This window comes from uncultured Tenacibaculum sp., from assembly GCF_947498805.1.
In the GTDB taxonomy this organism is placed as follows: domain Bacteria; phylum Bacteroidota; class Bacteroidia; order Flavobacteriales; family Flavobacteriaceae; genus Polaribacter.
Genome location: NZ_CANMLT010000007.1, coordinates 134,702 through 155,173 on the forward strand (window position 1 = coordinate 134,702; position 20,472 = coordinate 155,173).

Annotated in this window: 15 protein-coding genes; 11 read left to right on the forward strand and 4 right to left on the reverse strand. The window is 30.9% G+C overall.

Annotated elements, in window-relative coordinates:
• Positions 1-6 precede the first annotated feature (6 nt).
• The 6 genes from Q0873_RS14980 (at position 7) to Q0873_RS15005 (ending at position 6,489) form a co-directional block, all read left to right on the forward strand.
• Positions 7-1,041 carry a Fe(3+) ABC transporter substrate-binding protein gene (locus tag Q0873_RS14980; RefSeq protein ID WP_299108758.1) on the forward strand — a complete coding sequence of 345 codons (1,035 nt, stop codon included), beginning with the start codon at positions 7-9 and terminating at the stop codon, positions 1,039-1,041.
• A 37-nt stretch (positions 1,042-1,078) separates the two neighbouring features.
• Complete coding sequence (locus tag Q0873_RS14985; protein WP_363322562.1) at positions 1,079-2,695, forward strand: iron ABC transporter permease; 1,617 nt, start codon at positions 1,079-1,081, stop codon at positions 2,693-2,695.
• Positions 2,695-3,420 carry an ABC transporter ATP-binding protein gene (locus Q0873_RS14990; protein ID WP_299108760.1) on the forward strand — a complete coding sequence of 242 codons (726 nt, stop codon included), beginning with the start codon at positions 2,695-2,697 and terminating at the stop codon, positions 3,418-3,420. Before Q0873_RS14985 ends, Q0873_RS14990 begins: the two co-directional genes overlap by 1 nt.
• Positions 3,421-3,558: 138 nt before the next feature.
• Positions 3,559-4,044, forward strand: coding sequence for a hypothetical protein (locus Q0873_RS14995; RefSeq protein ID WP_299108762.1), 486 nt, complete (start codon positions 3,559-3,561; stop codon positions 4,042-4,044).
• Entirely contained in the window at positions 4,034-5,734 is a 1,701-nt protein-coding gene (locus tag Q0873_RS15000) for a tetratricopeptide repeat-containing sensor histidine kinase (protein WP_299108764.1), read from the forward strand. The genes Q0873_RS14995 and Q0873_RS15000 overlap by 11 nt, the downstream gene beginning before the upstream one ends.
• Before the next feature lie 11 nt (positions 5,735-5,745).
• Complete coding sequence (locus Q0873_RS15005; protein ID WP_299108766.1) at positions 5,746-6,489, forward strand: LytTR family DNA-binding domain-containing protein; 744 nt, start codon at positions 5,746-5,748, stop codon at positions 6,487-6,489.
• On the opposite strand, the gene Q0873_RS15010 is transcribed toward Q0873_RS15005, so the two are convergent.
• The 4 genes from Q0873_RS15010 to Q0873_RS15025 form a co-directional block, all read right to left on the reverse strand.
• Positions 6,482-6,751 carry a hypothetical protein gene (locus Q0873_RS15010; RefSeq protein ID WP_299108768.1) on the reverse strand — a complete coding sequence of 90 codons (270 nt, stop codon included), beginning with the start codon at positions 6,749-6,751 and terminating at the stop codon, positions 6,482-6,484. The two genes, Q0873_RS15005 and Q0873_RS15010, sit on opposite strands and share 8 nt — an antisense overlap.
• A gap of 2 nt (positions 6,752-6,753) precedes the next feature.
• A complete protein-coding gene (locus tag Q0873_RS15015) occupies positions 6,754-7,341 on the reverse strand; it encodes a hypothetical protein (RefSeq protein ID WP_299108770.1) in 588 nt (195 codons plus the stop codon).
• A gap of 122 nt (positions 7,342-7,463) precedes the next feature.
• Positions 7,464-8,261 (reverse strand): hypothetical protein, encoded by a 798-nt coding sequence (locus tag Q0873_RS15020; RefSeq protein WP_299108771.1) that lies wholly within the window; start codon positions 8,259-8,261, stop codon positions 7,464-7,466.
• 192 nt (positions 8,262-8,453) lie between these two features.
• Positions 8,454-8,858, reverse strand: coding sequence for a DUF1842 domain-containing protein (locus Q0873_RS15025; protein ID WP_299108773.1), 405 nt, complete (start codon positions 8,856-8,858; stop codon positions 8,454-8,456).
• A 235-nt stretch (positions 8,859-9,093) separates the two neighbouring features.
• Here Q0873_RS15025 and guaB point away from each other — a divergent pair, with 235 nt between their 5' ends.
• The 5 genes from guaB (at position 9,094) to Q0873_RS15050 (ending at position 20,462) form a co-directional block, all read left to right on the forward strand.
• Positions 9,094-10,569, forward strand: a complete 1,476-nt coding sequence (gene guaB / locus Q0873_RS15030; protein ID WP_299108775.1) for an IMP dehydrogenase — start codon at positions 9,094-9,096, stop codon at positions 10,567-10,569.
• Between the two features lie 233 nt (positions 10,570-10,802).
• Positions 10,803-13,190, forward strand: coding sequence for a hypothetical protein (locus Q0873_RS15035; protein ID WP_299108777.1), 2,388 nt, complete (start codon positions 10,803-10,805; stop codon positions 13,188-13,190).
• An 18-nt stretch (positions 13,191-13,208) separates the two neighbouring features.
• Positions 13,209-19,781, forward strand: coding sequence for a fibronectin type III domain-containing protein (locus Q0873_RS15040; protein ID WP_299108779.1), 6,573 nt, complete (start codon positions 13,209-13,211; stop codon positions 19,779-19,781).
• Complete coding sequence (locus tag Q0873_RS15045) at positions 19,774-20,202, forward strand: hypothetical protein (protein WP_299108781.1); 429 nt, start codon at positions 19,774-19,776, stop codon at positions 20,200-20,202. Before Q0873_RS15040 ends, Q0873_RS15045 begins: the two co-directional genes overlap by 8 nt.
• A gap of 17 nt (positions 20,203-20,219) precedes the next feature.
• Positions 20,220-20,462 (forward strand): hypothetical protein, encoded by a 243-nt coding sequence (locus tag Q0873_RS15050; protein WP_299108783.1) that lies wholly within the window; start codon positions 20,220-20,222, stop codon positions 20,460-20,462.
• Positions 20,463-20,472 lie beyond the last annotated feature (10 nt).

Genomic DNA, 20,472 nt, shown 5'->3' on the forward strand with positions numbered 1-20,472 from the left:
ATAATCATGAGAAAAATAATATCAGCATTCGTTTTATTAGTGGCATTTGCAGCTTGTAAAACAGAGCAAAAGAAAGAAGAGAAAAAGGAGGAGGTTGTTAATGTATATACACATCGTCATTATAAAGCAGACCAAGAATTGTTTGCACAGTTCGAAAAAGAAACTGGAATTAAAGTGAATGTGGTAAATGCTAAGGCAGATGAGTTAATGCAAAAGATGACAACAGAAGGAGAATTATCTCCGGCAGATGTCTTAATCACTGTGGATGCAGGTCGTTTAGTTAGAGCTAAGAAGAAAGGATTGTTACAATCGGCAACTTCTGAGTTTTTAGATAAAACGATTCCTACACATTTAAAAGATGTTGATAATAATTGGTTCGCATTAACTAAAAGAGCAAGAGTAGTTGTATACAATCCAGAAAAAGTAAAATTAGAGGACTTGTCTACTTATGAAGCGTTAACTGAAGATAAATGGAAGAATAAAATATTAATTCGTTCTTCAGGGAATATATATAACCAATCATTGTTAGCTTCTATTATAGCAAATAATGGAGAAGAAAAAGCTACTGAATGGGCAAAAGGAATGGTTGCCAATATGGCACGTTCTCCAAAAGGAAATGATAGAGATCAAGTGAAAGCTGTGGTAGCTGGGGAAGGAGATGTAGCAGTTGTAAACACTTATTATATTGGGAAGTTAGTAAACTCTAAAAACCCTGAAGAGGTAAAAGCAGGAGAAGGAGTAAAAATATTCTTTCCTAACCAAGAAGATAGAGGAACACACATTAATGTAAGTGGAGCCGGAGTAGCTAAATATGCACCAAATAAAGAAAATGCTATTAAGTTTATTGAGTTTTTAGCAAGCAAAAAAGCGCAAGAGGTTTTTGCAAAAGCTAATTATGAATATCCTGTAAATAAAGAAGTTGAACCATCTGATTTATTAAAGTCATGGGGAGATTTTAAAGAAGATACCTTATCATTAACTAAGCTGGGAGAAAACAATAAAAATGCAGTATTAGTTTTTGATAAAGCAGCATGGAAATAATCAATATCTTTGTAATCCATTAATGTATGGAACTTAAGTGATAAAGTATATACAAAACATACAAAGAGATACAAATAAATGGTCAATATTTTTATTGACCATTGTTTTGTTTATAGCCATACCCATTGTAACGATTTTTATCAATTTGTTTTATGGACCAGGGGAAACTTGGAGTCATCTAGTTACTACCTTATTACCGAATTACATTCAAAACTCTGTTTTGTTAATTGTAGGCACAAGTATTTTAACATTAGTATTTGGCATCTCTTCTGCTTGGATTGTATCTCGCTATCATATTCCTTTTCAAAAACAATTAGAGTGGTTGTTAATACTTCCATTGGCAATTCCTTCTTATATCACTGCATATGCTTATGCAGGAGTTTTTGATTATGGAGGTGTTATAGAAAAACTATTTCATTTAAAGATTGATGTAATGAATCATTTCGGATTGATTTTCGTGCTAAGTGTATCATTATATCCTTATGTATATGTAGCTTCAAGAGCGTTCTTTTTAAATCAATCAAGTAGTATTATAGAAGCTTCAAAATTACTTGGAGCGGGTGAAAGAAGAACTTTTTTTAAACTGATTTTACCTTTAGCAAGACCTGCTTTTGTAGGAGGTTTAATTCTGGTTTTAATGGAGGTGTTAAACGATTATGGAGCAGCAAAATATTACGGAATTAATACGTTTACCACAGGTATATTTAGAGCATGGTTTTCTTTGGAAGAACCAGAAACTGCTATTTATTTATCGGCAATCTTAGTAGGGATTATATTTCTATTAATTATGGTTGAAAAATGGCAAAGAAGAAGAATCGGTTATTTCAACGCAATAAAAAACCATAAAAAAGTTCAAAAGGAAAACTTATCCAAAGGATTGAAAATACTTTTTTTAAGTATCGTTTGCTTTCCAGTATTTTTCGGATTTGTATTGCCTGTTTTACAATTGGTGTATTGGGCATTTTTAACCTATTCGGAAGTGTTTACAACAGATTTTTTAATTGTATCTCTTCAAAGTTTAGGAATAGCAACTTTATCGGCACTATTAACCGTGCTTTTTGCTTTACTACTGATCTTTTTATCTAAATGGAATCGATTATCAATTATAAAATCAATAGCAAAAATTGGGGTACTTGGATATGCAATACCTGGAGCAGTAATTGCTGTAGGAGTTTTAATTCCTACTTTATTTATTGATAAATGGCTGGTGTTATTTTTTAGAGATGTATTTGATAGTAAAATAGGGTTTATTATTAATGGAACCATTTTGGCGTTACTGTATGCATACATTGTAAGATATATGGCGGTGGCGTACAATCCTATTGAAGCAAGTTCTTTAAAGTTTGGAAAGAGTTTGTCTGAAGCATCAAAAACATTAGGAAAAGGAAACATACAAACCTTTTTTAAAATTGAATTTCCTTTATTAAAAACAGCTATTTTAAGTGCGTTTATATTGGTGTTTGTAGATGTAATGAAAGAATTACCGCTAACATTAATTTTAAAACCATATCATATAAATACATTGGCAGTTAAGGCATATGAGTACGCAAGTGATGAATTAATAGCCGAAGCGGCGTTGCCATCATTATTTATTATCTTAACAGGGGTAATACCAGTATTATTTTTAAACCGATTAATTTCTAAAGAAAACTAATGCAAACAAGATTATTAGAAATACAAAATATCTACAAAAGATTTAATAAGGGAGAAGTCGTTGCTTTAAATAATGTTTCTTTAGGTTTAGAAAAAGGAAAAATATTAGCCATCGTAGGAGAGAGCGGAAGTGGAAAAACAACCTTAATCCGATTAATTACGGGATTAGAAGTGCTTGATGAAGGAAAAATTATATTGAATGATAAGGTGGTATCTTCAAACCAAATATTTATAGCGCCACAGCATCGAAATGTTGGTATGGTTTTTCAAGATTATGCTTTATTTCCGCATTTAACTATTTTTAAGAATATTGCTTATGGTATTTCTAAACATCCCAATAAGAAAGAAAGAGTTAAAGAGGTTTTAGAATTGGTTGGTTTAACGGGTATGGAAAAAAGGTATCCTCATGAACTATCGGGAGGACAACAGCAACGAGTTGCATTGGCAAGAGCCATTGCTCCAAATCCAGAATTGCTAATCTTAGATGAACCTTTTAGTAATCTAGATGTGATTTTAAGAAATCAATTAAGACAAGATATTGTAAGCATTTTAAAACAAACCAATACCACGGCTATTTTTGTGACACATGATATTAAGGATGCCTTAGAAGTATCTGATGAAATTTTAGTCTTACAAAATGGAAACGTATCGCAACAAGGAAATACACAAGAAGTGTATAAGAATCCTAAAGGAGCTTATGTAGAACTGTTATTTGAGAATGTATAATGAAATTTTTATTGTGTCTTTAGATTCAGAGGCTTAAGTTTTTTTAGAGAAGATATTTTTAGGAACTTCTATCATTTTCTTTTTTCTTTCATTTTTTATTGTAAATTTAGTTTGTCTAACTAAACTAAATATACAACTATGGGGAACCCAGTGACCGTTAATGGAGTAACATTAACATTAAAAGATTTTAGAAAATTTGATACTAACATTGATGCGGCTAACAAACCTACAGGGCCGTTAATAAATATGTCTGGTGCTGAAGGAGGTAATGATACTCCTTATACCGTAACTGTACTAGCTTATTTACCTGATAACCCTTTAAATCCATTAGAAAACACTAGTGGGTTGCAATTACAAGGAAATCAAATATATCTAAATTATTATGGTATCAATCCAGTGAAAGTTTTAAATAAGCAAGGAGGATCTGATACCTTACAAGGAAGAGAATTTCGTGTAGAGTTTAACTGTGAAGAAGAAGCGAGTCTTTTTGATTTATACTATATCCAATTTACTTATCAAGTAATATCGGGAGCTTCTGCAGATGTAATTTGGGTTCGAGATCAAAATGATGATCCAGAAACAGATAGAGGGACTGTAACAACACCGATGGAGGATGAAGATTAATTTCTTTTTGTGTTTAACATTACTATTGTCTTGTAATTTATTTTCACAAGAAGATGATGTTGGATTACTAGAAGTTAATTCTATAGAAATTTCAAAGAAGAATAGAAGTTTTCAGAGGGTGCATACCTTTTTCAAGAACAAAGAATATGACTCTTGTTATGTATATAGCGTAAAAGCTTTAAATGAGGCTAAAAGTGTTGAAGAAGTTGAGATTTTAAACTATTACCAAGGTATAAGTGCCCTAAAGAAAAATTTACTCAAAAAAAGTTTAATAAATATTAAGTCTATACGTGAAGATGGTCCGTTTTCTAGCTTGCGAAAGATTAAACTAGGGCTTGTATATTTAAAGTTAAAGGAGTTTGATAAGTCTCTTAAGCATTATTTAGATTGGGAAAACAATGATAAGCAAAGAACTAGGAATAATTACAAAAGAAATGCGTTTCACAATATAGGTTTATGCTATATTCATAAAAGAAACTATAAAAAATCTAAAGAGTATTTTAATAAATCTTTGAAGCTAATAGAGCCTGAAGATACTGTTAGGATAATCATAACTAAAATGGATTTAGCCAATGTCTATTATAATCAATATTTAGATGATGATGCGATTCCTTTGTTCCAAGAAGCCTATGATTTAGCAAAGTCATTTAAAGATGTTAAATTGAAACAAAACTCTTCCTTAAACATGGCGGTGGTAGAACGTAACCGTAAACGCTATAAAGAGAGTGTTGGGTATTATCGAGAGTTTATTAAGTGGAAAGATTCACTTTGGAATCGTGATAAAATATGGGAGCTTACCGAAAAAGATAAGCAATTAGCAGTAGCTCAAAAAGAAAGTGAGATTGCTTTACAAGACGAGAAAATTAAAAGACAGAGGGTAGTGCAACATAGTTTAATTGCAGGAGCTTCTGGATTACTAATTTTCTTAGGATTTCTGGGTTTTTTATATAAGAAATTAAAGAAACAAAATGTGTTAATTACTCAACAAAAAGAAGACCTAAATATTGCCAATAAAACTAAGAATTACCTGTTCTCAGTGGTTTCTCATGATTTACGTTCACCAATGAATACCATTCAATATCAACATGAACAATTAAAAAAGCATATTGATGGTAATGATATAGTCGGAATTAAAGAAGCGAATAACACGGCTATTGCTGTAACAAAAAGTACCAGTCACTTATTAAATAATGTATTGCATTGGTCTTTGGAGCAAAGCAACCAGTTATTGTTCAATCAAGGTGAGCATGCCTTAAAACCTTTGATAGAACATATATTATTTGATTATGGTACCTTAATGGAAGCTAAAGAAATAACTATTAGTAGTGAAGTAGAAAATCAATTGGTAAAAATAGATAAGGAGTCAATTAAAATTGTAGTACGTAACTTAATAGATAATGCTATTAAGTATATGGATGGAAAAGGGGGGATAAAAATAAGTGCCGGAAAAGAATCGGAAGAATTTTCGTATATTAAAATCCAAGATACGGGTATCGGGATATCTAAAGAGCAATTGAAAAAAATTAATGCACTTACCGATTTATCTATTGATAAAATAGATCGATCAGAAGGGGTAGGGCTAGGATTAATTTTATGTCAAACGCTTATTAAGAAGAATAACGGAGTATTAACTTTTGATAGTGAATTAGGAAAAGGAACTACCGTGAAAATATTATTACAAACAGTATAATTTATCTCCCAATGAATGCATTGCGATTATTATTATTAGAAGATTTAGATAGAGAAGCAAATGAGCTCATATCATTTTTAGAAGAGAATACCTATGAAGTTGTTAGGGTAAGAAATATTGTTGAAGCTGAAAAGGAAATTAAAAATCGTTTTTTTGATGTTGTAATTCTAGATATTATGATTGATGGAAAACCTGAAGGAATTGAATTAGCGAAGCGCATGAATAAGGAGGGAGTAGAACTTCCGTTTTTGTTTTTAACAAGTATGCAAAGTAGAGTAATATTTGATGAAGCAAAGTTGACAAACCCTATGGTTTATTTATTGAAACCTTATAACAAATTAGAGTTGTTGTACTCTTTAGAATTAGCAATTGAGTCATGTTACGAACAATCAAATAGTATCAGTTTTAACGATGAGAGTGCTGTTATAAGTCCGTCTTATTTGTTTATTAAAAAAGGAAGAAGTGTAGCTAAAGTAGATGTGACTTCTATAAACTATATAGAAGTAAAAGAAAAATACTGCAGTCTACACTGTAATGAAGGAAGGTATTTGATTAAGTTATCCTTAGTGAAATTGAAGGAAATGCTTTCCAATCCAAATTTTAAACAAGTTCATAGAAATTATTTAGTCAATCTTAAAAAGATCAAAGAGATCTATTTTGAAGACAACTTAATTATTCTAGAAAATACAGAAAAAGTTCCTTTTAGCGAGCGTTATAAAAATGCTTTTATAAAAGATAACACAATATTTAGATAACCTTAGAAGCTAACTTTACTAAAAAGCCAATTCCATTTTCTATTGTAGAAATTGAGTTGGCTTTTTCATTGTTTGAAAGAGTAGCATTGTCAATTACTTTTAGAACCTTTAAAGCATTGTCATTGGTTATTTTACTTTCAGAGATAAATGAATCAACTTCGGTTAAATTTAAATTTGTAAGTTGGGTTATTTGCTGATTAAATTCAGCGTCTGTTTGATTTCCTGCTTGTTCTGCAAGTTTATTCCAATCTATAGTTGCCATAATTATTTTAAAGTTTTTTCAATAGTATTTAGCTTAGAGAAGAAAGTGCTCGATTTAGCTAAAATACTGTCTAGGTTTGATTCGATTTTTTGAAAGTTGATTTTGTTACCAGTTAATTTATCTACAGTTTTTAAAACATTTTCTTCGGTAGTTTTAACTTTTACTGCTGAATTAACTAAGTTTTGCAATGAAGAAGCTGCTTTAGAATATTCATTATAACTATCGTCAAGTTGCTTCATTAACTTTTGTTCTTGATTATCAATGATGGTTAACAAAGAGTCCTTTTTTTGCATGATAACAGGTACAATGCCTTGAATGATATTGGGTAATTCTTTTTTATAGTTTAATGTGTCTGGTAATAAAGCTTCGTACTTTTTAATGAGAGTAGGAGTGTACGTTTTTTCAATAAAGAAACTTACCTGTTTCTTCTTTTCAGTAAAGATACGTTGAATTAAAGACTTGTTTAAAGAATGCATATCACTGGCTTCATCAATAACTTCTTGAGTAAGTGTAGTGCTCGCACTTGGTAAACTAGCACAAGAATATAAAATGATGAAGAATGCTATAAAAAAAATATTTTTGAGTTTCATGTTTTTTAATTGTTTAGGAGACGTGTAAGGGAGAGATACATTGTAACGTGAATACTATTGTAAATGTAGTTTTCAGTAGTAGTTGTTAGAACACATCACCTCCCATTACAGCCCCTTAAGTTTTACGTATTAGATGTTACGAATATAGATTTTATTCTATCTATCATGTTTTGTAATATGCTAAACAAGGCATCAGAAGAAAAACCTCCAATTAATGCCATAGCGCTTTTGTTAAATAAATTGATGCTTTTTGGATCGTTAGAGTAAAAAGATATGATTTCAGACATTAAAATACCAGCAATGATTCCTAGTATAATTTGTGCAATGTATGAGATTGCTTCTTCAGAAACTAAGGTGCTTTCTTTAATAGAGTCACTTACTTTTTTCAAAAGAAAAAACAATACCCCTAACCCTGAAATAGATGCTAGAAAGCAAATATTAAGTAATAAAGACCAGCCATTATTGTTTAGAACACCTTCATCAAGAGAATTATTATTAACATCTGGAGATAAGCCAGTTGCAATAAACATGGTTAAAAAGAATAAGGATAAAACGATCAAATTTCTCACTAAAGGAAGCCTGTTAAAAATAGACTTATTTTTCTCATTAACGCGAATGTTTTTGGTAAATTCAATTGATTTTGGAGTTGCTGGAGCAATGTTTTTAACCAATAAATTATGAGCATTGATTAGATTCTCTACATTTTTACTTTCTATTAAACCATTAATATCTGTATTAATAGTGATACCATTGTAAATAGCATAAGAAAGCATATTGTTTATCTCATTAGTTAGTTCATCAATAACTTTTTTAGAGATGGTTTCATTAACTGGTTTAGAGATTGATTTACTAGCTGGTTTAGAAATAGATTTGCTAGTTGGTTTAGTGATTGTTTTGTTAGCTGGGGTTGTGGTAGCCATATGTTGGTTAGTTAGTTTGGTTGGTTATGTAAATTTAATAATACTTTTTATTTGTGAATGTTGTTTTAGTCTTAGGTGTTTGAAAAAATGGAACAAAAGAAGCTTTTGAAGTTATAAGTGAGAGGTACCACAAAAAAAATCATTCCTAATGAAAGGAATGATTTTAGATATTTATTCGTAAAATATAGCTTATTAGTTAGCTGAGTTTACAGGCACATTGTTTATTTTGTTGTTACCATAAGTAAAACCACCAGTTCCGTTCCATTCGTTATTGATATCCATATAAGCAGTAAAGTTTTCTAAGTAACTACCAATTGCTGGAGGTGGAACAGATACTACATATTGTCCACTTAGATTTACGATTTGAGTAACATCTCCATATCCAGTATGACGAATCGTACCTTTTACATGTACTTGAATTGGAGCTCTATCAATAGCTTGTGTAATTTCTACTACACCAGACACAGTGTTAGAAGAAGGCACAACTACTAATGAAAAATGAGCGATAGGGGCACCTGGCATTCCTACATTTCCAATAGTTCCTTTTGTTAAATAAGCAGAATCGATTAATGTTGTTGGTTCTTTTAAAGTAGCCATAATTAAATAAGTTTTTGAGGTTAGTACTGTATTTTTGATGAGTTTAATTGCGCAATTTGTTTCATCTGTTCTCAAAATTAGAGATAACTTAAAGAGAATTTTTCTTTAATTCCCTAAGTGTACTAAAAGAAAGTACAAGCGTAGAGGTACACTTAACGTTAATATAATATGCCAGTATTTATAAAAATAGTATATTTGCTCGCAATTAATTAACAACACAACAATTGATTGCATTATGAACGCTCATCAGTCTAAATTTGTAGGAGAAGGATTAACATACGACGATGTATTATTAGTCCCAGCCTATTCAGAAGTACTTCCAAGAGAAGTAAGCATCCAAACAAAATTCACAAAAAACATCACTATAAATGTTCCAATAGTATCTGCTGCAATGGATACTGTTACTGAAAGTGCAATGGCTATTGCTATTGCTCGAGAAGGAGGAATAGGAGTTTTACATAAAAACATGACTATTGAGCAACAAGCTCAAGAAGTTCGTAAAGTAAAACGTGCAGAAAGCGGAATGATTATCGATCCAATTACGCTTTCATTAGAAGCTATTGTTTTAGATGCAAAACAAGCAATGCGCGAACATAAAATTGGAGGAATCCCTGTGGTTGACGATAATGGTAAACTAGTAGGAATTGTTACAAATAGAGATTTACGTTTTGAAAAGAATAATGAACGTGCAATCGTTGAAGTAATGACTTCAGAGAATTTAGTAACTGTTGCAGAAGGAACTTCTTTAAAAGATGCAGAAGTAATTTTACAAGAAAATAAAATTGAAAAATTACCAGTTGTTAATGATGATGATAAATTAGTAGGGTTAATTACCTTTAGAGATATTACGAAGTTAACCCAAAAACCAATTGCAAATAAAGATTCTTATGGACGTTTACGTGTAGCTGCAGCTTTAGGTGTTACTCATGATGCAGTAGAAAGAGCAGAAGCTTTAGTAAAGGCTGGAGTAGATGCTGTTATAATTGATACAGCGCACGGACATACACAAGGAGTAGTTTCTGTACTAAAGGAAGTAAAAAATAAATTTCCTGAATTGGATGTTGTTGTTGGTAATATTGCAACACCAGAAGCAGCAAAGTATTTAGTAGAAGCTGGAGCTGATGCTGTAAAAGTAGGAATAGGTCCAGGTTCTATATGTACAACCAGAGTTGTAGCAGGAGTTGGTTTTCCTCAATTTTCAGCAGTATTAGAAGTAGCTGCGGCAATCAAAGGAACTGGAGTTCCAGTAATTGCAGATGGAGGAATTCGTTATACTGGAGATATTCCAAAAGCAATTGCAGCAGGAGCAGATTGTGTAATGTTAGGTTCATTATTAGCTGGAACAAAAGAATCTCCAGGAGAGACGATTATTTTCGAAGGAAGAAAGTTCAAGTCATATAGAGGAATGGGATCTGTAGAAGCTATGAAAAAAGGGTCTAAAGATCGTTATTTCCAAGATGTAGAAGATGATATCAAAAAATTAGTTCCTGAAGGAATTGTTGGTAGAGTTCCATATAAAGGAGAATTGCAAGAAAGTATCCATCAATTTGTAGGAGGTTTAAGAGCAGGAATGGGGTATTGTGGTTCAAAAGATATTGAAACACTTAAAAACACAGGTAAGTTTGTTCGTATCACAGCAAGTGGTATTAACGAAAGCCATCCTCATGATGTTGCAATTACTAAAGAAGCACCAAATTATAGTAGAAGATAATTTACTATATTTACAGCATAGAACTCTGTTGTTTTTTTGCAGCAGGGTTCTTTAATTATTTAATCCAAAAGAAGTTATCAAAAACTTTTTTTGAATTTTAATTAAAAAATCATTTTTTTGTCCCCTAATTAAAATTGTTTTTGAATAGCAGAAAAAATACACTACTACTACTTTTATTGTTGTCCCCCTTTTTAATCTTCAGTCAAAATTTAGATAGAATAGGCAAATCGCCATTGTTCAAATTAACCGGAGGAATTGGGGTTAACACAGTATACTACAACGGAAACGGTACAAGAGACCCTTTTACATATTTTTTATCTGGTAATGTTAATTTAAACGTTAGCGATATTTATAACATACCAATTTCGTTCTCTTATTCCAATAGTAAGTTTCAAGCAAATACACCATTTACTTTTAATAGATTAAGTCTTCACCCTAGTTATAAATGGGTAACGGCGCATATTGGAGATGTCAACATGAGCTTTTCTCCTTATACCTTAAACGGACATCAATTTACAGGAATTGGTTTTGATTTGACTCCTAAAGACAAGCTAAAAATTAGTTTGATGTATGGACGATTATTGAAAGAAAGAGAATTTAGTGAAGAGAATTTAAATGGAGAAGCAAACTATAAAAGGATGGGATATGGTTTAAAAGCATCCTATAGGTTTGATAAGATAACAGCAGGTGTCATCTTTTTTAGAGCTAAAGATGAAATAGCCTCCTTAAAAAATCAAATACCAATTGATAAAGAGGTGTTGCCTAAAGATAATACAGTAATTAGTTTTAATACTGAGTTGAACTTTTTCGACAATTTAAAATTGCAGGGAGAGGTGGCTTTATCGGCACTTACAGAAGACGTTAGAGTAGATGGTATTAGCAATCATTTTGCATCGTTCTTGTTATCATCAAATCCAACAACTCAATATTACAAAGCGTATAACTTGAATTTAGTGTATCAAGTTGGAAAAGGAGTTATTGGATTAGGTTATGAACGTATCGATCCAAATTACAAAACTTTAGGAGGGTATTTTTTTAATAATGATTTGGAGAATATTACGGTAAATGCATCGCAAACAATTTTTGACAATAAACTATCCATAAATTTAAACGCAGGGCTCCAAAGTGATGATATAGATAATACGAAAGCAACCCAACTTAGTAGATTAGTAACCGCTCTTAATTTAGGATACAATGCCAGTGAAAAATTAAATATTAGCGCTGGATACTCAAACTTTCAATCGTTTACCAATATTAAAGACCAATTTGACTTTATTAATGGTGTATCGCAGATAGAAGAAGAACTAGATCAAGATAATTTTACACAGATTTCTCAAAATGCAAATGTAAATGTGAATTACAATTTAGAAGAGTCACCAAGTGTAAGAAAAAATTTGAATATTAGTTTATCTTTTCAAGATGCTGTAAATAAAATAGATAATAAAATACGAGAAGAAGACGCTTCTTCATTTTACAATTTAACGGGAGCATATACCATTGCTTATCCAGAAAAGGATTTAACAATTTCTGGAGCTATGAATGCTAGTTATAGTGAGTTGGGAATTACAGAAGATAATTTAATATTGGGCCCAACTTTATCGGTATCCAAAGGGCTTTTGGAGAAAAAACTAAAACTGAATGGTTCTTTAAGTTATAATGAAAGTATTAACAACGGTAATAGAGAAGGACAAGTAACAAACCTTAGAATAGGTGGAAGATATGTATATAAGAAAAGGCATAATTTTAATTTAAATGGACTTTTTCAGCTTAGAAGTGCTACCAATATTTCAAATAAAAGTGCTACGATTACTTTTGGATATACCTATAGCTTTGGAATTTTTAACTCGAGAGATTTAAAATTTAAGAGAAGAAAAAAAGTAGCAAAGACAAATGCGAAAAAGGATAAAGTCAAAAAAGTTAGAAAACCTATTAGGTTCATTTACAAAGACTCTCTATATGAAGGAACAATCTCTGAAATAGATGTAAAAATTAAAACCTTATTAGAATCTAATACTTTTAAAAATATACCTAAAGAAGTCCATAAAAAACTTCAAGAGGAGAGAATAGAGGTATCAAAAGAAAAGAAGAATAGAGCTTACAAAATAAAAGCTATTCAGTTGTTGGAAGACATATATACTTCTAAGCAAAGATTGAAAGAATACAACAAATTAATTTATCAAGCTCTTTTAGATCTTCATAAAAGTGCAGTAGCCCTAGATTATCCAATAGAACAAGGCTATTTAAAGAATAAAAAAGAGATTATAAAACATGATTTGTGGAATTTAACTCAAGAAGATAGAACCACCTATCCTGAAGAATTACAAACGGAATTTATAAAAATGAATAAAGTGCTTAAAAAATCGCATAAAAAGCTACTTGTTCATAGATGGATTGTTTCTAAGATTGAAGAATATGAAAGTTTTGATAAGCTTGAAAATGACAAAAAGTTGTTTTATGATTTTAAAGAATCGAATGCTTCTAATGTTTATAAGATGTTCAAAATGAATGAGAAGAAACAAAAAATAAAATTATATTTGCAAGGTCTGTTAATTGACTTCTTGGCAAAAGAATCTGAAAAACATATTGATGAAAATCAATATGAATTAAAATATATGGACTAACCTTTTTCCCCGAAATTTATGAAAAGAAAACTACTGTTTGCTTCATTTTTATTGGTATTTCTTAATAGTGTTTTTGCACAGCAATTTCCTGTTAGCATTATTCCTCGAGTAAATGCTCCAGCACCTGTTAATTTTTATAATTATGCAGATGAAACCACTTTAAATAGTCCGATAACTGTACAAATATTTTTAAATGACTTAACGATATCAAATCGTCAAATTCGATTGAAAACTTACTTTCAAGGAGGTAATATCAATTTTTCAAGTAGAGACTTTGTTATAGGAGCGCAAGATTTGTTTTTAGAAGGAGGAATTCCTTTAACTTTAAAAAACACAGAACTTGCTCCTTATTATAAGTTAGAAAATATTCAAGGAATTAGTTCTTCAGTTTATGGACAAACCATACCAGAAGGGAGTTATAATTTTTGCTTTGAAGTTTATGATTACATATCAGGAGCGAAATTATCAGCTAAAAAATGTGCCGTAGTATTTATATTTAAAAACGAACCACCAATACTTAATATTCCTTTTACGGGTACGAACATTGAACCCAAAGATTTTGAGAATATTATGTTTCAATGGACTCCAAGGCACATTAATGTTACTAATGTAGAGTATGAGTTTAGTATTGTTGAAATTTGGGATAACAATGTTGATCCACAAACTGCTTTTTTATCGCAAGCACCTATTTATGAAGAAACAACTCGAAGAACAAGTTTAATTTATGGACCTGATAAACCGTTGTTGTTATCAGGAAGAAGATATGCTTGGAGAGTAAAAGCAAAAGCTTTACAAGGTTTAGAAGAAATAGGCTTGTTTAAAAACCAGGGATACAGTGAAGTTTTTTGGTTTTCAAGAACTGCATCATGTCAAGTACCTGAAAATATTTCAGCAGAACCAAAGGGAACTTCAAAAATTAATGTTTTCTGGGAGCAAGAGCCAACGATCTATTCAGAATATATAATTGCATATAGAGAAAGTGGAAAAGCAAATGCGAATTGGTTTACCAAAAGAACCAATAGTAGTTGGGCTACTATTTGGGATTTAAAACCAGGTACTACCTACGAGTACAAAGTAAAAGGAAAGTGTACCTATCAATTTAGTGAGTACTCTGATTTACAATACGTCACTACAGATTTAGTGCAAAATGAAGATGCCAATTATAATTGTGGAATTGTACCAGATGCCATTGCAATTTCGAATAGAAACCCGCACACTGGATTAAATGTTGGAGATGACATTACAGCTGGAGATTTTAAGGTAACCATTACTGAAATTCAAAGCCAATCAAATGGAAGGCTAACAGGAAGAGGATTTGTGTCAATTCCGTATTTGAAGTTTGCCAAATTTGGAGTAAGCTTTTCCAATATTTTAATCAATACAGAAAATCAATTAGCAGAAGGAGAAATAGTAACCTTGTATGATCCTGAGTTTGGAGAAGGAGCATCAATGACGGTAGATGTTGATATAGATGTTTCTGAAGGAATAAATGGAGATGATGGAGTAAAAGATGATTTGGTGGTTATTGATTTCGTTATAGATAGTATTCATATTGATTCGAATGGTGCAATTGTAGTTACTGGAACAGGAGGAGAAGAAGCAATCGTTCCAGGAGATGATGATATAAGTATACAAGGATCAAATGGAGATGTATGGTCTGTTGGTGAAGATGGTACAATTACCAAGGAAGAAGGAGCCGAAGGAGGAGCTGTAACAGAAGGTAATACGAATGGAGTTGATAATAGTGGAGGAGTTAATGCTATTACAGCAAAAGGAGTAACAGTAGTTTTTGAAGAATCTGGATATTATTATTACGATGCTTTACCTGAAAATACTTCTGAAACTTTTGAAAAAGAGTACAAAATATTAGAAACCAACGGAGCAAAATATAAAGTGCCATATAAAGCAATTTCCGATACTAACGGAGAAGACTTTATAATAGCAAAAGTGACCATTAGTGATGCTGATATTTCAAAAGAAGACATCATTTTTAAAACGAAAGATGGAGCTAAAGTAGAAGCAACTTGGAATGCAAATGCTACTGAAGCAAGATTAAAATTAAAGAGAAAATTTGATTATGCCGATGAGGAGATTTTTGCGGTAGTAAAATCAAAAGAAGATCCTGAGAAGTATGATGTTGCAGGAAGTTTTATATCTACACATTTAGCTTCTAATCAATTAGAGGCTATAAACATTACTTTAATTCCGCTAGGAAACAATGTAACCATAAGTAATGAGTTAAAAGAAAGAACGGCTGAAATATATAAGAAAGCTGGTGTTAGATTAAATATTCAAACAGGACAAAGTATCGTGCCAGAAGAAGTGTACGGTTGGGATATAGATGGTAATAGAAGATTAAAAGTAGGAGATAGCTCTATTTTATCACATTATACAGATGAACAATTAGTCTTTAATAATTATATAAAACAACAAAGCTATTATTCAAATAAGACCTATTATGTATTTATAGGAGATATTCCAATTTCTGATGCAAACATTGCTGGTTTTATGCCTTTAAAAAGACAGTTTGGTTATGTCTTTACGCAAAATGCTAATACTCTAGAAAAACAAGCAAGAACTTTAGCACATGAATTAGGACATGGAGTTTTTGGATTAGAGCATACTTGGGATGAATTTAAATTCGGACAAGGAGCAACTAATTTCTTAATGGATTACGGTAATGGAACTGTTTTAAATCATTTAGACTGGAAAAAAATGCATGCTCCAGGAATTAAAATTTATTGGTTCCAAGGAGATGAGGATGGAGAGCATTATGTTACACAAGGGTATTTTAAGAAACTCAATTTTGGTCAAAATGAGGATGAAGCAAAAAGTTTTAGTTTCTTAACACCTTCTAATCAAGTTTTAATATTACCCAATAATGTAAAAGAAGTTACTAAGTATTATGGATATTATGGAACAAGCTTATTAGACAATGATAAAGAAAAGTTTGAAAAGTTCATGGCTATTGTGCCTGGAACAATATTGTCTTTTGTTATTGGTGATGAAAAGTATACGGCAGAAATTCAAGGAAGTAATGGTAGTTATAAGTTATCGGGTTATAAAGGAACTAGTGGGAAGTATTACAAACATGAAGATCATTCCATAATTGCAAACGAAAAGAATACACAGAAAGCTATACTATTTGGTGTCGAAAAGTTTGATGAAGTAGGGTATCATGTAATACAATTAAATACTGCATCTAATCATTCTGTATTTGAAAACAACTCTGATGTGGTTAACATTCTTGAGTTTAACTATAATTATGAAGGAGTTTTAGCTAAGAAAAAACTAAATGTATCAAACAACTCTTTTAAGTTAAATCAGAGCTCGATTACTGAGGCTGGTATAAAATGGGTTTTTCTTGATAGTAATTATACTCATAAAGATCAAACGTTTTTAATTTTAAATAAGATACTTGAATTAAAATCGTTGTATCCAAGATTTTTAGATCAGGTATCTAATAACTTTGGAAAATGGAATAAGAATAATATTTGTAGTATAGGGAGTTTAAGTGCAAAGTATGAAAGAAGTTTATTAAATAAATTTTGTAAACTTCAAGTTAGAAACTATGAATTTAGAAATGAACTTTTAAACGAACTTCCAAAAACAAAAGAAGAATGGATTAGAAATTTTTATTCTTATTTGAAAGAGAATGTAAATGAATTGTCGAATGATGTTGCAGAATCGATTCTAGAATATAACGAAGAATCTCCGGTAGATAAGGTTGAAGAAGATAACGTTTATAATATTGCTAAAATCATAAATTTAGCAGCGCAAAACGATATTCAGAAATTAAGTGCTGATGCAATTTTGAGAATTATTTCAAAATTTGTTAACCTTGGTTATACTCAAGAAAGTGACTACCCAAATAGTGATTTTGAAGGAGCTATTTTAAAACTTATTAAAGATGTAAACTCTAATGTTTATTATGATGTGCTAGTTGGATTAGAGGGAAAGAATAAATATTCTGAAGAGTATTTATTTGAGCAGATGTTTAAATCTGTTGACGATGAAACTAGTTGGATTTTATTTAAAACTGGTAGTCCTAATCGTTTAAAATTAATGGGACTTTTAACAGAAATGACGTTAAACTGTCAACCTCTATATAAAGAACGTTTAGAAGAAGCATATAAGCATTTAGGAGAAAGAGTTTTTATATTAGAGTATAACAATATTTATAAATCTTTAGGAAAGACACTGCTTTATGATGTAGCATATGGAGAACATTGGAATAAAGATTTTACTAGCGAGCAAAGTATTTATGATATTGATTATGATTGGTATTCTTCGGATTTAGAAATATCTGTTAGACAACATAAACAATTTGGGTGGTACGAAACAGTAACGAATCCAGCAGTTAAACTGAAACCATTTGATTTAGTAGTGTTTATAAACAATTCTAATTTATCAAATGTAAAAGGGTTAATGCAAAACCCTAGGTTAACAGATGTGCCTTTACCAGCCTTGGCGGTAGTTTATTCTTCAGATGCAGCTACGAGCGAAACAATAGACCAATCATTAGGTGCAGTAATTGATGTAGCGTCACTTCTTGCTTCAGGAGGGGCAATAACAGCTATTAAGGGAATTTCTACAATGGATAAGATGAGAAAGGCCTTTTTAATAGCAGATATGGCAAGTAGTGGTTTATCCATCACAGCTACAATGCTTTCAGATCAAGAAGCAAATGATAAAACAAGGAGAGTTCTTTCAAGTTTATCTGCCATTACTGGAATTATTTCAATGGGAGATTTGGCTTTTATACGAGGAAAGAGCCTAAAAGATCGTTTTGATATATCAAAGACCTACATTGATAGAATTCAAGACTTACCAACGAAAGAAAAAGTAGAAGCTGTTGTTGAAACTTTACATAAGTTAACTCCAGCTGAAATGGAAGCATTTATTAAATCATATCCTAATGATGCAAATAATGCTTTATCAATTGTCATAAAATATTTAAAAGATGCCGTAAAGTCTGAAACAGCATCTAAAGTTACAGAAGCTAAGGAGGTTTTAAGAAGAATGTCAGATGCGGCAAAGGCAGCAGATGTAACTAATGATTTATCTAAAATTAATAGGCTCACGTCTGCTAAATCAATTGATCTTACGATGAGTAATATTGATCAATTTGAGGTTTGGTTTGACTTAAGTAATAATGTGAATAAAACCAATGCAAAATCTTTTGCAGATGAGTTACCAAATTCTGATAAAAACCTTTATGATTTAGTAACAAAAGAAGGGTTGTATATAAAATTTGACACAAATGATGGAAGAATTTTATTAGGAGACGTTTCTGGAAATTACCACGCATTTGCACAAGTAAATCCTGCAGATTTTGACAAAGTTAAACCTTCATTTCAAGGAAATCTAGAGGCGGTTAAAGATTATATTTTAGCTAAAACGGCTCAATTACAAAGATTATCAGGGTTAACAAAAAGAAAGGTAAACATTGGTGGAGAAGAAATAGTATTATCTGGAAGTCAAGTATCAACTGTTTTAGGACGATTTATTCCGGATATAAAAGGATTGTTTGATGATTTAGGTTCTTTTAAAAATATTGGATTAGGTGAAGTAAAGGGAGGAATAAATTTATTAAACAGACCTGATAATTACTATGACCCCGCAACTTGGTGGACGGAATTTAATGAACCATGGCTTAAAAAGGCTATTGATAGAGGAGATGATATCTATTTAGCTACAAAACCAAGTAAAAAAGCTGATTTAATTGGAGCAAATGGAGAGCTAAAAGGAGCTTATGCTCAGGAACTAAAATTCTTAGTAGATAATAATTTTAAACCTAAGAATGTAAGTGTTGATGATTGGTTAAAATACACTAATTGGTTTAAAATATCAAAATATGAATCATTAGGCTTAGATAAATTAGTCAATGAAATTGAGAATTTAAGTGAATCGTTAAGAGCTAAGTTTTTTGATGATTTTATTGATGCTTCAGAGGAGACACTAAAAACGTTAGATGATAATATTAACTTAATTGCATATTGGAAATCTAATGCTGATCTATTTAGAGGAAATTCGTATCCGAATGTTCCAAATATAGCATGGGATGTTACAAAAAATAAAATACTTGATAACAATTCTCCAAGCGAAGTGAGAATTTTAGAAGCTATTGAGGAAAGTGAAAAGATATACCCACTAACGAATAATAAACCGGTTATGGCGGGTGCATATTCTGATGCATTTGGAGGAGATGTTATAGTTAAGTATAATTTGACATCTAAAGAAAAGAAAGATTTTGATTATTCTCAATTAGATCCTGTAATTAAAGAACATATAGATTACATGAATTTGATTAGAGAAGATTTACTAAATGATGGTAAATTGTATGAAAAGCTGTATAGTGGTGTTCCTAAGAATAAACTTATTGCTGCAGGGGAAGCAGCATCTCATGCAGAGGTATTAGCAATGAATGAAATCATTAAAAAGCTAAGAGAAATAGGTGAGTTTAATTCTAGGGCAGATTTACATAAAATTAGAATATTAGTAAAAGGAAAAGGAAATTGGGGAAACATGTGTAGATGTCCTCATTGTTATCACCTTACTAATGGAGTTAAAATTATAGGTAATGAATAAAGAATTAATCATTCAAACGAAAAGAGAAAATTATGAGTTCAAATTTTATGAAGAAGTTTGGATCTCTAATATTATAAATGAGTTAGGCAATTTTAGTATCGAAGTTTATAAGGATACATTAGATCAAAATAAACTTGGAAAGGTCCTTAAGTTTATAGAATCTGAAACCCTTTTGACAATATTAAAGAGAAGTGAAGCGCTATTACAATTATTGGCTATTAACTTTTGGGGAGAAGATTATAAAGGTGCAGAATTTAACTTTCAAGGAATAATTATTAGTGCTAATGTAGATGAAGAATTAGTTGACTTTCAGTTATGCTTTCATATGTCGTCAGCTTTAAACGATTTTGATGATTTTGCTAACTGGATTGTCGATATGAAGAATTCAAAAATAACCGGAGTAAAAAGAGAACAATTATAGTAATCAGATATTAAGATATGGAGAACAATAAAAAAGAAATAATTTACTGGAGTGAGTTTATTAAGATATTAGATTCATTACAAGTTGCTAGCGGTTATTCATATGGACTAAGACAGATTAAATTGATAAAGGAAAAGATTGAAAAGAATGATTTTATAATCATAAAGGATAAGAAGAAATACTTTGTAGAAAACATGGTGGATTTACAGATACTTATAGATGAATATGATTCCTCTATCCAATTAGATCAATTGGTTTAAAAAAGAAAAA